Genomic DNA, 15,856 nt, shown 5'->3' with positions numbered 1-15,856 from the left:
ACAGCTGAGATCAGCCGTTGACGCTGTCCTTCAGTGCCTTCGCAATGGTCATTTTAACCACCTTGTCGGCTTCTTTCTTGAACTGCTCGCCGGTGGCGGGGTTGCGCACCATGCGCTCGGGGCGTTCGCGGCAGTAGATTTTGCCAACGCCGGGCAGGGTCACTGCGCCGCCGGCCGAAACTTCGCGTGTGATCAGGCCGGTCATGGCCTCCAGCGCGGCGTTCGCGGCTTTTTTGTCAGTCCCCATTTCCTCAGCGAGAGCAGCAACCAGCTGAGTCTTTGTCATAGGCTTTGCCATTTCTTGGTCTCCTTAACGTGCCCGATGTCTTGGGCCTCACCGCGTAACTGTAACGGGATATTGTGGCCGAACACAACGAATAGTAGCGCGAAAAACCCTAAAAATAGGGGGAAAACGTTGCTTTTTTGCTTCAGAGAAAGGCTGTTTCGTCAAAAGAACGCAATTTCCGGCTGTGCAGACGCTCAAGCGGCATGCCTCGCAGGTGTTCCATCGCGCGAATTCCGATCGCCAAATGGCGGCTGACCTGTGTGGTATAGAAGTCCGAGGCCATGCCCGGAAGCTTCAATTCCCCGTGCAGCGGTTTGTCCGAGACACAGAGCAAAGTGCCATAGGGCACCCGGAACCGATATCCATTGGCGGCGATCGTGGCGCTTTCCATATCCAGCGCAATCGCGCGAGACTGGCTGAGGCGCTGCACCGGGCCAGACTGGTCGCGCAGTTCCCAGTTGCGGTTGTCGACCGAGGCGACGGTGCCGGTGCGCATGACACGCTTTAGCTCGTAGCCGTCCAGTTCTGTCACTTCGGCCACTGCGCGTTCCAACGCTACCTGCACTTCGGCTAGGGGCGGGATCGGCACCCAGACGGGCAGGTCATCGTCCAGCACCTTGTCTTCGCGCAGATAGGCATGGGCCAGCACGAAATCCCCCAGCGCCTGCGTGTTGCGCAAGCCGGCGCAATGGCCAACCATCAGCCACGCATGTGGTCGCAGAACTGCGATATGGTCGGTCGCGGTTTTTGCGTTGGATGGCCCCACCCCGATATTGACCAACGTGATCCCCGACCCATCGGCGCGTTTCAGGTGGTAGGTCGGCATCTGAGGCAGCTTCAGCGGCTGCTCCAAAACGCCATCGGCCGAGGTGATCTGCGCATTCCCGGTCGACACAAAGCTGGTATAGCCGCTTTCCGAATCGGCCAGTTGTTCGCGGGCGTAGTTCTCGAACTCGGACACGTAGAACTGGTAGTTGGTGAACAGCACATGGTTTTGGAAGTGGCTGGGATCGGTGGCAGTGTAGTGCGCCAGACGGGCCAGCGAATAATCCACACGCTGGGCGGTGAATAGCGCCAAGGGGCCAATCTCGGTTTCGTGGTCATGCACGCCGTTGACGATATCGTCATTGGTGGTCGTCAGATCCGGCACGTCGAACACATCGCGCAAGGTGAATCCCGCCGCGCCCTGATGCGGCACCACGAGGTCGGGGTTATTGGCCACCGCGAAATGAACCGGGATGGGTGTATCCGAGGCGCCAATCGTCACTGGTTGGTCGTGGTTTTTGATCAGCAGGGCAATTTGTTGGGTCAGATAGGCCCGGAACAGATCGGGCCGTGTGACCGTCGTGGCATGGGTGCCGGGTTCCGAGACGTGACCAAAGCTCAGCCGGCTGTCCACATGCGCGTATGAGGTCGTTTTGATGCGAATCTCGGGGTAATAGGCTCTGAAACGCTCAGTCGGAGTGCCTGCCTCCATCGCTTTGGCGAAGTTTTCGCACAGGAAACTTGTGGCCTTTTCGTAGAGCTCTTCCAGGCGCGCCACGGCTGCAGCAGGGTCGGTGAATTTCTCAGGGTTTGGGACGTCGGGTGTTCTTATTATTGTCATGCGAGGGGTTCCAAAAGGTCGATCTTTTCAAATGTCCGCACATCCACCAGCCCAAGGTCGGAAATCCGCAGTTCGGGGATCACGACGAGGGCCAGCAGCGAGTGCTGCATATACGCGTTGTTCAACTGACAGCCACAGTCCTGCATCGCCTGAACCATCCGGTCCGCCTTGGCGGCCACATCGGCGGCGGGACTGTCGGACATCAGGCCAGCGATGGGCAGTTCCACCAGCGCCAGTTCCTCGCCGTCGCGGAACAGGGTGATACCTCCGCCCACCTCGGCCAGACGGTTCGCCGCCAGTGCCATCTGTTCGCGGTCGGTTCCCACCACGATCATATGATGGCTGTCATGCGCCACGGTCGAGGCCATGGCCATGCGCCCCTGATACCCAAAGCCCGAGACAAATGCGTTCGTGACTCCTCCGGTCGCGCGGTGGCGTTCGACCAAAGCGATCTGGCAGACGTCGCTTTCGCCCTCGACCAACCCGCCGATGATGGGCAATTCCTCCTTCAGCGCCTTGGTCGGTGCCTGATTCTCCACCACGCCGATCACATTGGCCCGCACGCGGTTGGCGCCCTCTGGGGCTTTGATCTCAAAATCCTTATCGGTCAGGGTATGGCCCAGATGCACCGTATTGCGCGCACTGTCCGGCCAGTTCAGATGCGGGCAGTCTACTGAAATCGCGCCATTTTCGGCAACGATCTGGCCGCGGGCGATCACCACCTCAATCTGCAACGCAGCCAGATCAGAACTCAGGATAATATCCGCCCGCCGGCCCGGCGTGATCGACCCGATCTCGCGTTCCAGCCCGAAATGGGTGGCGGTGTTGATCGTCGCCATCTGCAACGCAATCAACGGATCGCAACCGCAGGCAATCGCGTGGCGCACCACGCGGTTCATATGCCCCTCATTCACCAATGTGCCCGAGTGGCAATCATCCGTGCACAGAATAAAGCCGCGCGGGTCTAACCCTTTCTCGGTCACGGCTGTGATCTGGCTTTCCACGTCATACCAGGCCGAGCCCAGCCGCATCATCGACCGCATCCCCTGCCGCACCCGAGCTATGGCGTCGGCTTCGCAAGTTCCCTCGTGGTCGTCAGCGGGGCCCCCGGCCACATAAGCCGCGAATTCAGGCCCTAAATCAGGCGAAGCATAGTGCCCACCCACGGTTTTCCCCGCATTCTGAGTCGCCGCGATCTCGGCCAGCATCTTGGGGTCGCCGTGGATCACGCCGGGGAAATTCATCATCTCACCCAACCCGATGATGCCGGGCCAGTTCATCGCCTCGGCCACATCCTCAGGGGTGATTTCATAGCCTGTGGTTTCAAGCCCTGGGGCCGATGGCGCGCAGGATGGCATCTGGGTGAAGATGTTGACCGGTTGCATCAACGCCTCGTCATGCATCATCCGCACGCCGTCCAGTCCCAGCACATTGGCAATCTCATGCGGGTCGGTGAACATCGACGTCGTGCCATGAGGAATGACCGCGCGGGCAAACTCCGCCGGGGTCAGCATCCCCGATTCGATATGCATATGCGCGTCGCACAGACCGGGCAGCATATAGCGCCCATTGGCCTCGATGATCTGTGTATCTGGCCCGATGCAATGTCCGGCATCCCGTCCCACAAAGGCGATGCGCCCGTTGGCAATGGCGATGTCGTGATCCGGCAGCGCCTCACGTGTGTGAACATTCACCCAGATCCCCCCGCGCACGACCATGTCGGCTGGATCACGTCCAGCGGCAACAGCGATCAATCGGGGGGCGGTATCGGGCCAACTTGGGAAAGGCGTATATTCCATGGCTCAACTTTTCTGAATGTGTCCGAAGGTGCAACCCCTGCCGAACATCTATCATCAAACCGTCACGCAGCGCGTCAGCGCTGCCCGGCCCAACCAGAGGAGGGGGCGCGCAAGCGCCCCTGACGATGGGCGGGAGCGCCTACCCCGCCAGATCGCGGGCAATTTCCTGCCTTACCCAATCGGCGAACAGGACGGCACCCGGCGTTTCCTCGGCCTGAGGCGACAGCAGCAGGTAATAAGCCTCGGGCATCTGCGCGCGGTATTCAAAGGGTGCTACCAGCTGCCCGCGCTTGATCAGGTCGCGGGCTATAGTGTCATGGGTCAGACAATACCCACCCCCGGCCATCGCAACAGACAGGCTAACCAGATAGGTTGTTGAATAGGTAATGGGCGAATTTTCCCAATTTAGACCCTGTTCACTGATCCAGTTCTGCCAGTTCGACAGCAGGTTCGAGCAGTCAAACAGGGGTTGTTCCTGAATATCTTCCAGCCGCACTTCATAGCCCGGCGCGCAGACCGGGTAATAGTGATCCGTACACAGCAACTCGGTGCGTACTGTGTCGGACGGGCGCAGGGAATAGCGGATTTCGACCGCCGCGCCCTCGGCCATTTCGCGCGGCTCCCATAATTCGGTGAAGATGTTCAAATGCACATCCGGGTGCGCGGCGCGGAACCGGGGCAGGCGCGGTCCCAACCAGTTGACGGCAAAAGTGATGTTGCTTTGAACCTGAACCGCGTTCTGCTGCGCGCCGGTGACGGCCTGCGTGCCACGCACCAGCGTGCGAAACGCCTCACGCACCACGGGCAGATAGGTGATTCCGGCCTCGGTCAGCTCCAGCACGCGGGGACGGCGCAGAAACAGGGGTTGACCCAGATAGCCCTCAAGCGATTTTATCTGCTGACTGACCGCGCTTTGCGTCATGTTCAGATCACGCGCCGCACCGGTGAACGACAAGTGTCGCGCGGCGGCCTCGAACGTGCGCAGCCAGCCCAGCGGAGGAAGCGATGTCTGCATTGGCATAACCTCACCATTAGCTGAGCTTATGAGATAGGCGAGAATTTTTCGTTGGTCAAATCCGCCTCGCGTCGCCACCTTCTTGAGAAACCAGATGGAGGAGCCCGCTATGACCGTCACCGAATTGCGTCCCAATATCGACCACTGGCCCGAGCGGGTCGACCTGGCTGCTACCTTCCGCTGGACTGAACGCCTGAACATGCACGAGGCCGTGGCCAACCACTTCAGTTTGGCGGTCAACGAGGACGGAACGCAGTTCCTGATGAACGCCAACCAGATGCATTTCGCACGGATCAAAGCATCGAACCTTCTGCTGCTGGATGCCAATGATCCCGACGTTATGAGCCAGCCCGGTGCGCCCGACCCGACCGCTTGGGGTCTGCATGGCTCGATCCACCGCCATTGCCCGCATGCGCGCTGTGTGATGCATGTGCATTCGATCTTTGCGACCGTTCTGGCCTCGTTGGCGGACAGCACCCTTCCGCCGATCGACCAGAACACGGCCACCTTCTACAACCGCTATGTTGTAGATCAGGAATTCGGCGGGCTGGCCTTTGAAAGCGAAGGTGAGCGCTGTGCCTCAATGCTGTCGGACCCGAAGAAGAAGGTCATGATCATGGGCAACCATGGCGTGTTGGTGACGGGCAGCGATCCGGCGGATACGTTCAACCGCCTCTATTATTTCGAGCGTGCGGCCGAGACATATATCCGCGCGTTGCAAACCGGCCAGCCCCTGCGTGTCTTGTCCGATGAGATCGCCGAGAAGACCGCACATGAACTGGATGACTACCCTGATCAGGCCGAGGCGCATCTGCGGGAAATCAAGGCTCTGCTGGATGCAGAGGGTTCGGACTACGCCAGCTAAAGGGATTTCCATGACTGATACTGCACAAGACCCCGAAGCCGCCCGCTGGCACTATCACCCCGAAGGTCCGGTGGGTTTGAACCCGCTGTTCGCGTGGCCTCCGCGCCCCGCCTCTGTGCTGAAGTGGTACAGTGGAGCTTGGCTGCAGATTACCTCGCTGACCCTGTGTATGGGGCTGGCGATCATTGCCTATGCCATATTCTTCCCTGCGATAGAGTCGATGAAGAGTTTTGCTCCGGGGTGGATGTTCCGCATTTGGCTGCTGAACATGGTGCCTCAGATCTTGGTGGCGGGCGGGCTGCATTGGTGGCTTTACATGCGCAAGGGGCAGGGCATGTACAAAAAGTTCGACCGTCGCGACCTGACCCGGGACAACGGCAATTTCACCTTCCGCAATCAGGTCTGGGACAATATCTGGTGGACGCTGGGCAGCGCCATGACCGTGGCAACCGTGTATCAATGGGTGATCTATTGGGCGATGGCCAACGGATATGTGCCGACAGTCACTTGGGCCAGCGCGCCGATTTGGTTTATCGTCTGGATGTTGTTCATCCCGATGTGGTCTGGCTTGCATTTCTATTGGGTGCATCGGCTGGAGCATCACCCCAAGCTCTATAAACACGTCCACGCCGTGCATCATCGCAACGTCAATATCGGCCCGTGGTCGGGGATATCGAACCATTGGTATGAAAACCTGCTGTATTTCACGACCTATTTCATCCATCTGATCGTGCCGTCCCACCCTCTGCATCTTCTGTTTCACACGTATTTTCAGCAGATCAGCCCGGTTCTGTCCCATTCAGGGTTTGAAAAGTTGAAAGCCGGAGAAACTGAAGCGGCCCGTGCGGGGGACTTTTTCCACCAGCTTCATCACCGGTATTTCGAGTGCAACTACGGCACCTCGGAAATCCCCTTCGACAAGTGGTTTGGCACCTATCACGATGGGTCTGCCGAGGCGACGACGCGGACGCGGGCCTATAAAAAGCAGATGTATACCTAGCCGGATCGCATTGCGCGCGGGGTGGTCCCGAACTCGGTCCGAAAGGCTCGGGTCAGGGCGCTTGGGTCGTCATAGCCTGCGCGCAGGGCGATCTCGGCGATGGTCAGGTCGGTCTCGGCTGCCAATTTCCGGGCCAGGTTCAGGCGCAGGCGGCGATAGACCTGTGCGGGGCCTGCGCCCAGTTCGGTTTGCATTCGCACGGACAGCGCCTTTTGCGATCGTCCAACCCGGCGGGCGATCTCGGGGATAGGCAAGGGCATTTCCAGATGTTCCTGCATCAGGGCCAGCGCTTTGTTCACATAGCTGCTGGTCGCACCCGCCCCGCCGGAATGAGACCTGGCGGAATCGCGAGTCATGAAAAGCTGCGCGACCTCCAGCGCTAAAGCCTGTCCGTGATCTTGCCCAATCAGGTGCAACACCAGATCAAACGCCGCCATCGCACCAGAACAGGTAATGCGGTCGCCGTCGATCACGTAGCGTTCGCGCTGTGCGTCAATTTCGGGGAATCGTTCGGTGAAACCGTCCAGCTCCTCCCAATGGATTGTGGCGCGGTGCCCGTCCAGTAATCCGGCCAACGCCAACAACCAGCTTCCGGTATCCAGCCCGGCCAGTATGCTGTAGCGCCTCGCTGCGGACCGCAACCCCGCCAGCGTCCGCCACCCGCCATGGGCCCGATACCCGTAAGAGGGCATGACCAGTAAAGTATCGCCGCGTGCATTCTGCAAGATGTCGTGCGGTGCGACTTGCAGCCCCGAAGATGACGTGACGGGAGCGCGATCCAGTGACAGAAATTGCCAGTCATACAGCTTGCGCCCCGCGATGGAATTCGCCGCCCGCAAGGGTTCGACCGCATTCGCAAGGCAGTGGTTGGAAAAGCCGTCGAACAGAAGCACTCCGAATTGCTGCGGCGCAGCAGGCGATTTGATCCATCTTTGCATGATTTAGGTCTATTTCTGCATGTTCAGCTTGGCAAGCCACGTCAGGATATCCGCAACCCCAGATGTGGAGACCCCAGATGCAATATGGCCTGTCCGACGAACAAGAGATGATCGCCGCGACCGTTCGCAGCTTTGTCGAAAACGAAATCTACCCGCATGAAGAGCTGGTCGAGCGCACTGGCGAGGTTCCGCACGAGATCGCCGCCGAGATCAAACGCAAGACGATCGAGTTGGGCTTTTATGCCTGCAACTTCCCCGAAAGCGTCGGCTGTGCCGGGCTAAACCATCTGGAGTTTGCGCTGGTCGAGCGCGAGTTGGGCCGGGGATCCATGGCGCTGAACCATTTCTTCGGACGGCCGCAAAACATCCTGATGGCGTGCGAGGGGGATCAGATCGACCGTTACCTGATGCCGGCCGTCAGGGGTGAAAAGATGGACGCGCTGGCGATGACTGAACCGGGTGCGGGCTCGGACGTGCGGGGGATGAAATGCGCTGCCGTGCGCGATGGGGGCGACTGGGTGGTCAATGGCACCAAGCACTTCATCTCGGGCGCGGAACATGCAGACTTTATCATCGTCTTCATCGCAACCGGTGAAGATCAGACGCCGAAAGGCCCGAAGAAGCGCATCACTGCCTTTCTGGTCGATCGCGGGACCCCCGGCTTCACGATCCGGGATGGATACAAGTCGGTCAGTCATCGCGGCTACAAGAACATGGTGCTGGATTTCGACGATTGCCGCCTGCCGGATGCGCAGGTTCTGGGCGAGGTTGATGGCGGGTTCGAGGTGATGAACACCTGGCTTTACGCCACCCGGATCACCGTTGCCGCAATGTCGGTTGGGCGTGCGCGCCGAGCGTTCGACTATGCGCTGGACTATGCCGCCACGCGTGAGCAATTCGGCCAGAAGATCGGCAAGTTTCAGGGCGTCTCATTCCAGATTGCAGACATGATCACCGAGATTGATGCCGCCGATTTGCTGACCCTCGCCGCCGCCGATCGTCTGGACAAAGGGCTGCCCGCCAACCGTGAGATCGCGTCGGCCAAACTGTACGCCTCGGAAATGCTGGCCCGGGTGACAGATGCGGCGATTCAGGTGCATGGCGGGATGGGTCTGATGGATGACTACCCGCTGGAGCGATTCTGGCGTGACGCGCGTGTCGAACGCATCTGGGACGGAACCAGCGAGATTCAGCGCCACATCATCAGCCGCGATCTCTTGCGGGCGCTGGGCGCATGACGACAGCGCTGGCCCGAGCGCTGAACCCAAAGACCATCGCCGTGATCGGCGGTGGCGCGTGGTGTACGTCTGTTATCGAGCAGGCACGCAAGTTTGGATTCGAGGGCGAAATTTGGCCTGTGCACCCCAAAGCAACCGATGTCGCGGGGGAAAGTGCTTACCCGACACTCGAGTCGTTACCTGATGTGCCCGACATGGCCTTTGTCGGCATCAACCGCCACGCCACAATTGAGGCTGTCAGGATTCTGTCTGCGATGGGGACGGGCGGTGCGGTCTGTTTCGCTTCGGGCTATACCGAGGCACAGGCTGAAGACCATTCAGGCGCGGGCCTTCAAGATCAGTTGATCGCCGCCGCAGGGGACATGCCGATTTTTGGGCCGAATTGTTACGGTTTCGTCAATGGCCTGGATCGTGTGGCTGTCTGGCCTGATCAGCACGGCATGCGGCCTGTGGATCGCGGGGTGGCGATCCTGACGCAAAGCTCGAACATTGCCATCAACATGACCATGCAGCGCCGCGCTTTGCCGTTGGCCTTCATGCTGACCTGTGGAAATCAGGCGCAGACGCATCAGGCCCAGATTGCCTCGGCGTTGTTGGATGACGACCGCATTACGGCCATCGGCGTGCATATCGAAGGGTTCGGGGACCTGCGCAAATGGGAGGCGCTGGCCTATAAGGCTCGTCAGCGCGGTGTCCCGATCATCGCGCTGAAGATGGGTCGGTCGGTCCATGCCCAGGCGGCAACGATTTCGCATACGGCCTCGCTGGCGGGTCAAGACGCGGGTGCGCAGGCGTTTCTGGATCGGTTGGGGATTGCCCGCTTGGATGACATCCCCAGCTTTCTGGAATGCCTCAAGCTGTTGCATGTGACCGGGCGTCTGGACAGCAACGGGCTTGGTACGATCAGTTGCTCGGGGGGCGAGGCCAGTTTGGCCGCGGATATGGCTGAGGGGCGCGATCTGCACTTTCCGCCGTTGACGGATACGCAACGCACCGATCTGCGCGCGGCATTGGGGCCGATGGTGGCGCTGGCGAACCCGCTGGACTACCACACCTATATCTGGCGCGACACGCAGGCGATGACGCGCGCCTGGTCGGCGATGATGGGGCCAGAACAGGCACTGACTATGGCCATTGTGGACTATCCGCACACCGATCAGACGGATTGGAGCTGTGCAACGCAGGCCGCGCTTAATTGCGTGGCACAAACCGGGCAGCCCTTTGCAGTGACAGCGACTCTGCCCGAGCTGATGCCTGAGGACGTCGCGCAGCGACTGATGGATGGCGGGGTTATTCCCTTCGCCGGGCTGCATGAGGCACTGTCGGCTGTCGAAGCGGCGGCGCGGTCTGCAGGTCAGGACTCTGATCCGGTGGTCCTTCCCAGTACTGCCAATCCAAACGTCACTCTGACCGAGGCGGAGGCCAAGGACCAGCTTGCAGCCTTCGGCGTGCCCACTCCGAAAAGGCGGGTGATGCAGGCCGATGCCGCCTGTGCAGGTGACATGGCGGGCCCTTTCGCCGTCAAGGGCGTTGGACTGGCCCATAAGTCGGACCACGGGGCGGTTCAGTTAGGGGTCAGCGCGGGCGATTTACGGGCCGTCGCGGCCCAGATCGGCACCTCTGAGGTTCTGATCGAGGAAATGGCCGCCGAAGGCGTGGCAGAGTTGCTGGTCGGTGTAACCTGCGATCCGGCCCATGGATATGTTCTGACCTTGGGCGCGGGCGGGGTATTGACGGAAATCCTGCGGGACTCGGTGTCTCTGCTGATCCCGTCGCCTCGGAATGTAGTTGAAAAGGCGCTGGGCAGGCTGGCCTGTGCGCCGTTGTTGGCTGGCTATCGCGGCAAACCCGCAGCTGACATGAACGCGATTTTGGACACGGTCGAGGCTGTTCAGGCCTATGTTATTGCCAATGCAACTCATGTCAGCGAAGTTGAAATCAATCCGCTTATCTGCGGCCCTAAAGGTGCTGTGGCGGTGGATGCTCTGATCCGAAAGGTACGCACATGAACCCGATCAAAACCCAGCGCGAGGGCGCGATATTGCAGGTCACTCTGGACCGTCCCAAAGCGAATGCGATTGATCTGGCGACCAGTCGGGTGATGGGCGAGGTCTTTCGGGATTTCCGCGATGACCCGGACCTGCGCGTGGCAATCATCACCGGTGGCGGCGACAAGTTCTTTTGCCCCGGCTGGGATCTGAAGGCTGCGGCGGATGGCGACGCGGTGGATGGCGATTATGGCGTGGGCGGTTTCGGCGGGTTGCAAGAGCTGCGCGATATGAACAAGCCGGTGATTGCCGCCGTGAACGGTATCGCCTGTGGTGGCGGGCTGGAACTGGCGCTGAGCGCGGACATGATCATCGCCGCAGATCACGCCAGCTTTGCCCTGCCCGAAATCCGATCCGGCACCGTTGCGGATGCCGCCAGTGTCAAACTGCCCAAACGCATCCCCTATCATATCGCGATGGAACTGCTGCTGACCGGACGCTGGTTCGATCCAGGCGAGGCCAAGGCATGGGGTTTGATCAACGAGATCGTGCCCGGTGATCAACTGATGGACCGCGCATGGGAACTGGCGCGTTTGCTGGCCAGCGGGCCGCCTTTGGTCTATGCCGCGATCAAAGAGATTGTGCGCGAAGCCGAGGATTCCAAGTTTCAGGACGTGATGAACCGGATCACACGGCGGCAGTTGCCAACCGTGGATGTTCTGTATGGGTCCGAGGATAATCTTGAAGGTGCCCGCGCCTTTGCCGAGAAACGCGACCCGGTCTGGAAAGGGCGCTAAACTCGTTCGAACAAGGCGATGAGCGCCGTGTCGTCCTTGTTGGGACCAACTGCGAGGTCGCCATAGATACGTACTTCGGGCAGAGACAGGTTTCTGATCTGTCCCTGAGCCAGCTTGTGAAGCGCCTCGGCAAAGCCAAGTGCCTCATAATGTTGGGCGTTGATCGACAGGGCGAATTGCGCACCGTGGCGCGCGACGCGCAGCAAGGGCAACAGCGCCTCGGGGCCGAGGTGGCCGTGGGTGAAGGTGCCCGATGACACGATGCCCGAGTAGCTTTCGCGCGGCACAGGGATGCCCTCGTTCAGGTCGGCCTCGATTGCATCGCGGTAGATGTCTTTGCGCATGGCCTGATCCAGCATCTGGGCGCTGATATCGGTGGCGTCGATGGGACCGACGCCCAGCCCGACCAGGACATCACCGCACAGACCGGTCCCCGCGCCCACATCCAGCACCGGGCCCTGTCCTCCCGCCCCTACAAAGGCGCGCGCCGTGTGGATGTGGAGCTGATAATCCTCACGCGTGGCAAAGCCTGTGTCATAATCCCCGGCCCATTCCGCATAAAGCCGCCGGTTGTCGTCCGGCGTTTCCAGCGCATAGGCCGCATGCAGATCAGGGGTTTTATCGCTCATGCCTAAAAGAAAGGCCCATTGTGGGATTCGAATCAAGTATCCCGTCGCCCGCGCTTGCATCCGGCTGATTTGGGGATCATCAATGGCGGCATGACTGGTACTCTTTATTCATTCGGCCATGGCTATTCCGCGCAGGAATTGTCGCGGCTTTTGGCACCCGCGGGCTGGCGCATCATCGGAACCACCCGTGACCCCGCGCAATCACCAACCCTGCGGGCTTCGGGGGCAGAGCCGGTTGTTTGGCCTGGACAGCAGGTTGATTTGGACGGGGTGACGCATCTGCTGATCTCGACGGCGCCTAATGCCGAAGGTGACCCGGTTCTGGCGGCCTTGAAGGACGAAATCACCGAGCGCGCCGCGCAGTTCAAATGGGTCGGGTACTTGTCGACCACAGCCGTTTACGGCGATCATCAGGGTGATTGGGTAGATGAGACTACCCCTGCAACACCCACGGCCCAAAGGGGCAGATGGCGGGTGCAGGCGGAACAGCAATGGCTGACCATTCCGGGTCTGCCCACGCATATTTTCCGGCTGGCGGGGATCTATGGCCCCGGTCGCGGTCCGTTCTCCAAGCTGAAACGCGTTGGGATGCGGCGGATCATAAAGCCGGGTCAGGTCTTTTCGCGCATTCACGTGGCCGATATCGCGCAGGTATTGGCGGCGTCGATGGCCGCGCCAAATCCCGGCGCCATATATAATGTCTGCGATGATGAACCGGTTCCACCACAGGATGTCATTGCCTATGCGGCTGAGTTGCAGGGATTGCCTCTGCCCCCCGCCGTTTCTTTTGACAAGGCCGACCTAACCCCGATGGCCCGCAGTTTTTACAACGAGAACAAGCGGGTCAGAAACGACAGGATCAAGGATGAGTTGGGGGTAAAGCTGCTTTATCCAGACTACCGGGTCGGGCTGACGTCTCTGATGCGCGCGGAATGATTGTATTGTGATAGCTTTTAGTTATCACAATCATCCATAAACAAAACTTATTCGCATGGATTGTCTTTGCTAGAACGGTTCTAGACAAGACCTACCGAGTCGCTACTGCCCATCACGACTGCGCGATTTTTCGTCATGCTTTTAGGATGGATAAAAGTGTCATCTATATGTGCTCTTGATCGACCGAGTTTTTAGCGGCGCACCTGCGCCGGAATTTTGCCAGGAATGGAGATCGACATGGACGGAAGTGATAACCCCAAAGCAGGCGGATGCCCTGTCATGCACGGCGCAGGAACCCGGTCTAACCGGGACTGGTGGCCGAACCAGCTGAACCTGTCGATCCTGCATCAGCACGGACCGGCCTCGAACCCGATGGATGCCGATTTCAACTACGCTGAAGAGTTCAAGAAACTGGACATGAAGGCGCTGAAAGAAGACCTGTATGCGCTGATGACGGATTCGCAGGACTGGTGGCCAGCGGATTATGGTCATTACGGCGGATTGTTCATTCGTATGGCGTGGCACAGCGCCGGGACATACCGGACGGCGGATGGCCGGGGTGGTGCTTCGACCGGGAACCAGCGGTTTGCCCCGCTCAACAGCTGGCCGGATAACGGCAACCTCGATAAAGCGCGCCGCCTTCTGTGGCCGATCAAGCAGAAATACGGCAACCAGATTTCATGGGCTGACCTGATGATCCTTGCGGGCAACTGCGCCATCGAATCCATGGGCGGCAAGACCTTTGGCTTTGCCGGTGGCCGCGAAGACATTTGGGCCCCCGAGGAAGACATCTATTGGGGCACTGAGACCGAATGGCTGGCCCCCACCGACAACCCGAACAGCCGCTATTCCGGTGAACGCGATCTGGAAAACCCGCTGGCCGCTGTGCAGATGGGCCTGATCTATGTGAACCCAGAAGGCCCCGATGGTGAGCCGAACGTGCTGGCCTCGGGCCGTGACATCCGCGACACCTTTGGTCGGATGGCGATGAATGACGAGGAAACCGTGGCTCTGGTTGCGGGTGGTCATACCTTTGGCAAAGCGCATGGCGCGGGCGATCCCGATCTGGTTGGCCCCGAACCCGAAGCTGCCGCGATCGAGGAAATGGGCTTTGGCTGGATCAACAAGTTTGGCTCGGGCAAAGGTGACGACACCACAACCTCGGGAATCGAAGGCGCATGGACCGCGAACCCGATCCAATGGGATAACGGCTATTTCGACCTGCTGTTCGGATATGACTGGAACCTGACCAAAAGCCCCTCGGGCGCATGGATCTGGGAGCCGGTCGGCGTCAAAGAAGAAGACATGGCCCCGCAGGCCCATGACCCGTCGAAAAAGGTCAAAACCATGATGACCACCGCCGACATGGCGATGCGCATGGACCCGATCTATGGCCCGATCTCGAAGCGCTTCCATGAGAACCCCGAAGAATTCGCAGATGCGTTCGCCCGCGCCTGGTTCAAGCTGACCCACCGCGATATGGGCCCCCGCTCGGCCTATATCGGTGAAGAGGCCCCGACCGAGGAGCTGATCTGGCAGGACAACGTCCCCGCCATAGATCATGATCTGGTGGATGATGCGGATGTGGCGGACCTGAAAGCCAAGATCGCGGCAACCGGTCTGTCGGTGTCGGAACTGGTTTCGACCGCTTGGGCCTCGGCCTCGACCTTCCGCGGGTCGGACAAGCGTGGCGGTGCCAATGGTGCCCGTATCCGTCTTGCGCCGCAGAAAGACTGGGATGTGAACGAGCCGATGAAATTGTCCAAGGCGCTGTCCGCGCTCGAGGGTGTTCAGGCCGCGTTCAACGATGCGCAGTCGGGCGGCAAAAAGGTCTCGCTGGCGGATGTGATCGTTCTGGCCGGCGCCGTAGGCATCGAACAGGCGGCCAAGGCTGGCGGTCAGGATGTCGAGGTTCCGTTTACTCCGGGCCGCACTGATGCGTCGCAGGACCAGACGGATGTCGATAGCTTTGCGGTGATGGAGCCCATCGCTGATGGCTTCCGCAACTATCAGAAAGGTGACTATACCGTTTCACCCGAAGAGTTGCTGGTCGACAAAGCGCAACTATTGACCTTGTCCGCGCCTGAAATGACCGCACTGGTTGGTGGGCTGCGCGTGATTGGCGCCAATTTCGGCGATACCAAGCATGGCGTGTTCACAGACCGGGTCGGTACGCTCAGCACCGACTTCTTCACCAACTTGTTGGACATGAGCACCGAATGGAAGCCCGCAGGCAAGGGCGTCTATGAAGGCCGCGACCGCGCCAGCGGTGAGGTCAAGTGGACCGGGACCCGTGTCGATCTGGTCTTTGGCTCGAACTCGCAACTGCGGGCGCTGGCCGAGGTCTATGGTCAGGCCGGGGCCGAAGCCAAGTTCACCACCGACTTTGTGTCCGCTTGGACCAAGGTGATGAACGCGGACCGGTTCGACCTGAAGTAACTTAGACCACCATCACTCACAATACGACGCCGCGCAGGGAAACTTGGGCGGCGTTTTATTTGCGAGTCATGAACGGCTACCAAGCATTGGGTACGATTCCTGCGAAAGGGGTATGCATCCTCTACTGTGACACTCTGTTCGGCGGGTTTTCGACGCGATTATTAAAGTTAGTCTGTTGTTTTTGTTAAATTAAATAAGTTTCTGCTTGGAAGTTCAAAGTTTTTTCAAAATGGGGGTTGCAGGTTCCAGACCTAATCCGTAAATACCCCTTCACCGGCGCTGCTGAGGCGGTGCTGGGGCGCTGGAGACGGTGCTGACGG

Annotated in this window: 13 protein-coding genes; 7 read left to right on the top strand and 6 right to left on the bottom strand. The window is 59.8% G+C overall.

The annotated features are described in order from the left end of the window. Positions 1–10 precede the first annotated feature (10 nt). From GOV80_RS15325 to GOV80_RS15310, 4 genes are all read right to left on the bottom strand, one after another. On the bottom strand, positions 11–298 hold the full coding sequence (locus tag GOV80_RS15325) for an HU family DNA-binding protein (protein ID WP_039533371.1): 288 nt from the start codon (positions 296–298) through the stop codon (positions 11–13). 130 nt (positions 299–428) lie between these two features. Continuing rightward, positions 429–1,892: an AMP nucleosidase gene (locus GOV80_RS15320; RefSeq protein ID WP_170786050.1), complete on the bottom strand. Its 1,464-nt coding sequence runs from the start codon at positions 1,890–1,892 to the stop codon at positions 429–431. After that, positions 1,889–3,691 (bottom strand): adenine deaminase, encoded by a 1,803-nt coding sequence (ade, locus tag GOV80_RS15315; protein WP_170786048.1) that lies wholly within the window; start codon positions 3,689–3,691, stop codon positions 1,889–1,891. Before ade ends, GOV80_RS15320 begins: the two co-directional genes overlap by 4 nt. A 139-nt stretch (positions 3,692–3,830) precedes the next feature. Then, positions 3,831–4,706 (bottom strand): LysR family transcriptional regulator, encoded by an 876-nt coding sequence (locus GOV80_RS15310; RefSeq protein ID WP_170786046.1) that lies wholly within the window; start codon positions 4,704–4,706, stop codon positions 3,831–3,833. A 109-nt stretch (positions 4,707–4,815) separates the two neighbouring features. On the opposite strand from GOV80_RS15310, the gene GOV80_RS15305 reads away from it, so the two are divergent. Both GOV80_RS15305 and GOV80_RS15300 read left to right on the top strand, forming a co-directional pair. After that, positions 4,816–5,571 (top strand): class II aldolase and adducin N-terminal domain-containing protein, encoded by a 756-nt coding sequence (locus tag GOV80_RS15305; protein ID WP_170786044.1) that lies wholly within the window; start codon positions 4,816–4,818, stop codon positions 5,569–5,571. Between the two features lie 10 nt (positions 5,572–5,581). Then, positions 5,582–6,571, top strand: a complete 990-nt coding sequence (locus GOV80_RS15300) for a sterol desaturase family protein (RefSeq protein ID WP_170786042.1) — start codon at positions 5,582–5,584, stop codon at positions 6,569–6,571. On the opposite strand, the gene GOV80_RS15295 is transcribed toward GOV80_RS15300, so the two are convergent. After that, positions 6,568–7,509 carry a GlxA family transcriptional regulator gene (locus GOV80_RS15295; RefSeq protein WP_170786040.1) on the bottom strand — a complete coding sequence of 314 codons (942 nt, stop codon included), beginning with the start codon at positions 7,507–7,509 and terminating at the stop codon, positions 6,568–6,570. The two genes, GOV80_RS15300 and GOV80_RS15295, sit on opposite strands and share 4 nt — an antisense overlap. 77 nt (positions 7,510–7,586) lie before the next feature. Here GOV80_RS15295 and GOV80_RS15290 point away from each other — a divergent pair, with 77 nt between their 5' ends. Genes GOV80_RS15290 through GOV80_RS15280 form a run of 3 tightly spaced genes read left to right on the top strand, consistent with a single transcriptional unit; the run spans position 7,587 to position 11,532 of the window. After that, a complete protein-coding gene (locus tag GOV80_RS15290; RefSeq protein WP_170786038.1) occupies positions 7,587–8,747 on the top strand; it encodes an acyl-CoA dehydrogenase family protein in 1,161 nt (386 codons plus the stop codon). Then, complete coding sequence (locus tag GOV80_RS15285; protein WP_170786036.1) at positions 8,744–10,756, top strand: acetate--CoA ligase family protein; 2,013 nt, start codon at positions 8,744–8,746, stop codon at positions 10,754–10,756. Before GOV80_RS15290 ends, GOV80_RS15285 begins: the two co-directional genes overlap by 4 nt. Beyond that, positions 10,753–11,532: a carnitinyl-CoA dehydratase gene (locus GOV80_RS15280; protein ID WP_170786034.1), complete on the top strand. Its 780-nt coding sequence runs from the start codon at positions 10,753–10,755 to the stop codon at positions 11,530–11,532. Before GOV80_RS15285 ends, GOV80_RS15280 begins: the two co-directional genes overlap by 4 nt. Here the strand turns inward: GOV80_RS15280 and GOV80_RS15275 are convergent. Further along, positions 11,529–12,161 (bottom strand): class I SAM-dependent DNA methyltransferase, encoded by a 633-nt coding sequence (locus GOV80_RS15275; protein ID WP_170786032.1) that lies wholly within the window; start codon positions 12,159–12,161, stop codon positions 11,529–11,531. The genes GOV80_RS15280 and GOV80_RS15275 overlap by 4 nt on opposite strands. Before the next feature lie 90 nt (positions 12,162–12,251). Between GOV80_RS15275 and GOV80_RS15270 the strand changes: the two genes are divergently transcribed. Together GOV80_RS15270 and katG are read left to right on the top strand one after the other, a co-directional pair. Further along, on the top strand, positions 12,252–13,097 hold the full coding sequence (locus tag GOV80_RS15270) for an SDR family oxidoreductase (RefSeq protein ID WP_170786030.1): 846 nt from the start codon (positions 12,252–12,254) through the stop codon (positions 13,095–13,097). A 237-nt stretch (positions 13,098–13,334) separates the two neighbouring features. Beyond that, the gene (katG, locus tag GOV80_RS15265) at positions 13,335–15,536 is read left to right on the top strand and encodes a catalase/peroxidase HPI (protein ID WP_170786028.1); all 2,202 of its coding nucleotides are present in this window, start codon (positions 13,335–13,337) and stop codon (positions 15,534–15,536) included. Positions 15,537–15,856: the final 320 nt, after the last annotated feature.

Source organism: Ruegeria lacuscaerulensis (assembly GCF_013034685.1).
Taxonomy (GTDB): domain Bacteria; phylum Pseudomonadota; class Alphaproteobacteria; order Rhodobacterales; family Rhodobacteraceae; genus Ruegeria; species Ruegeria lacuscaerulensis_B.
This window is presented reverse-complemented; position numbering and strand designations above follow the sequence as displayed.

Bases quoted from the DNA above. Each gene is read 5' to 3' on its own strand.
- GOV80_RS15325 (WP_039533371.1), bottom strand. From the start codon at position 298: ATGGCAAAGCCTATGACAAAGACTCAGCTGGTTGCTGCTCTCGCTGAG.
- GOV80_RS15320 (WP_170786050.1), bottom strand. From the start codon at position 1,892: ATGACAATAATAAGAACACCCGACGTCCCAAACCCTGAGAAATTCACC.
- ade (WP_170786048.1), bottom strand. From the start codon at position 3,691: ATGGAATATACGCCTTTCCCAAGTTGGCCCGATACCGCCCCCCGATTG.
- GOV80_RS15310 (WP_170786046.1), bottom strand. From the start codon at position 4,706: ATGCAGACATCGCTTCCTCCGCTGGGCTGGCTGCGCACGTTCGAGGCC.
- GOV80_RS15305 (WP_170786044.1), top strand. From the start codon at position 4,816: ATGACCGTCACCGAATTGCGTCCCAATATCGACCACTGGCCCGAGCGG.
- GOV80_RS15300 (WP_170786042.1), top strand. From the start codon at position 5,582: ATGACTGATACTGCACAAGACCCCGAAGCCGCCCGCTGGCACTATCAC.
- GOV80_RS15295 (WP_170786040.1), bottom strand. From the start codon at position 7,509: ATGCAAAGATGGATCAAATCGCCTGCTGCGCCGCAGCAATTCGGAGTG.
- GOV80_RS15290 (WP_170786038.1), top strand. From the start codon at position 7,587: ATGCAATATGGCCTGTCCGACGAACAAGAGATGATCGCCGCGACCGTT.
- GOV80_RS15285 (WP_170786036.1), top strand. From the start codon at position 8,744: ATGACGACAGCGCTGGCCCGAGCGCTGAACCCAAAGACCATCGCCGTG.
- GOV80_RS15280 (WP_170786034.1), top strand. From the start codon at position 10,753: ATGAACCCGATCAAAACCCAGCGCGAGGGCGCGATATTGCAGGTCACT.
- GOV80_RS15275 (WP_170786032.1), bottom strand. From the start codon at position 12,161: ATGAGCGATAAAACCCCTGATCTGCATGCGGCCTATGCGCTGGAAACG.
- GOV80_RS15270 (WP_170786030.1), top strand. From the start codon at position 12,252: ATGACTGGTACTCTTTATTCATTCGGCCATGGCTATTCCGCGCAGGAA.
- katG (WP_170786028.1), top strand. From the start codon at position 13,335: ATGGACGGAAGTGATAACCCCAAAGCAGGCGGATGCCCTGTCATGCAC.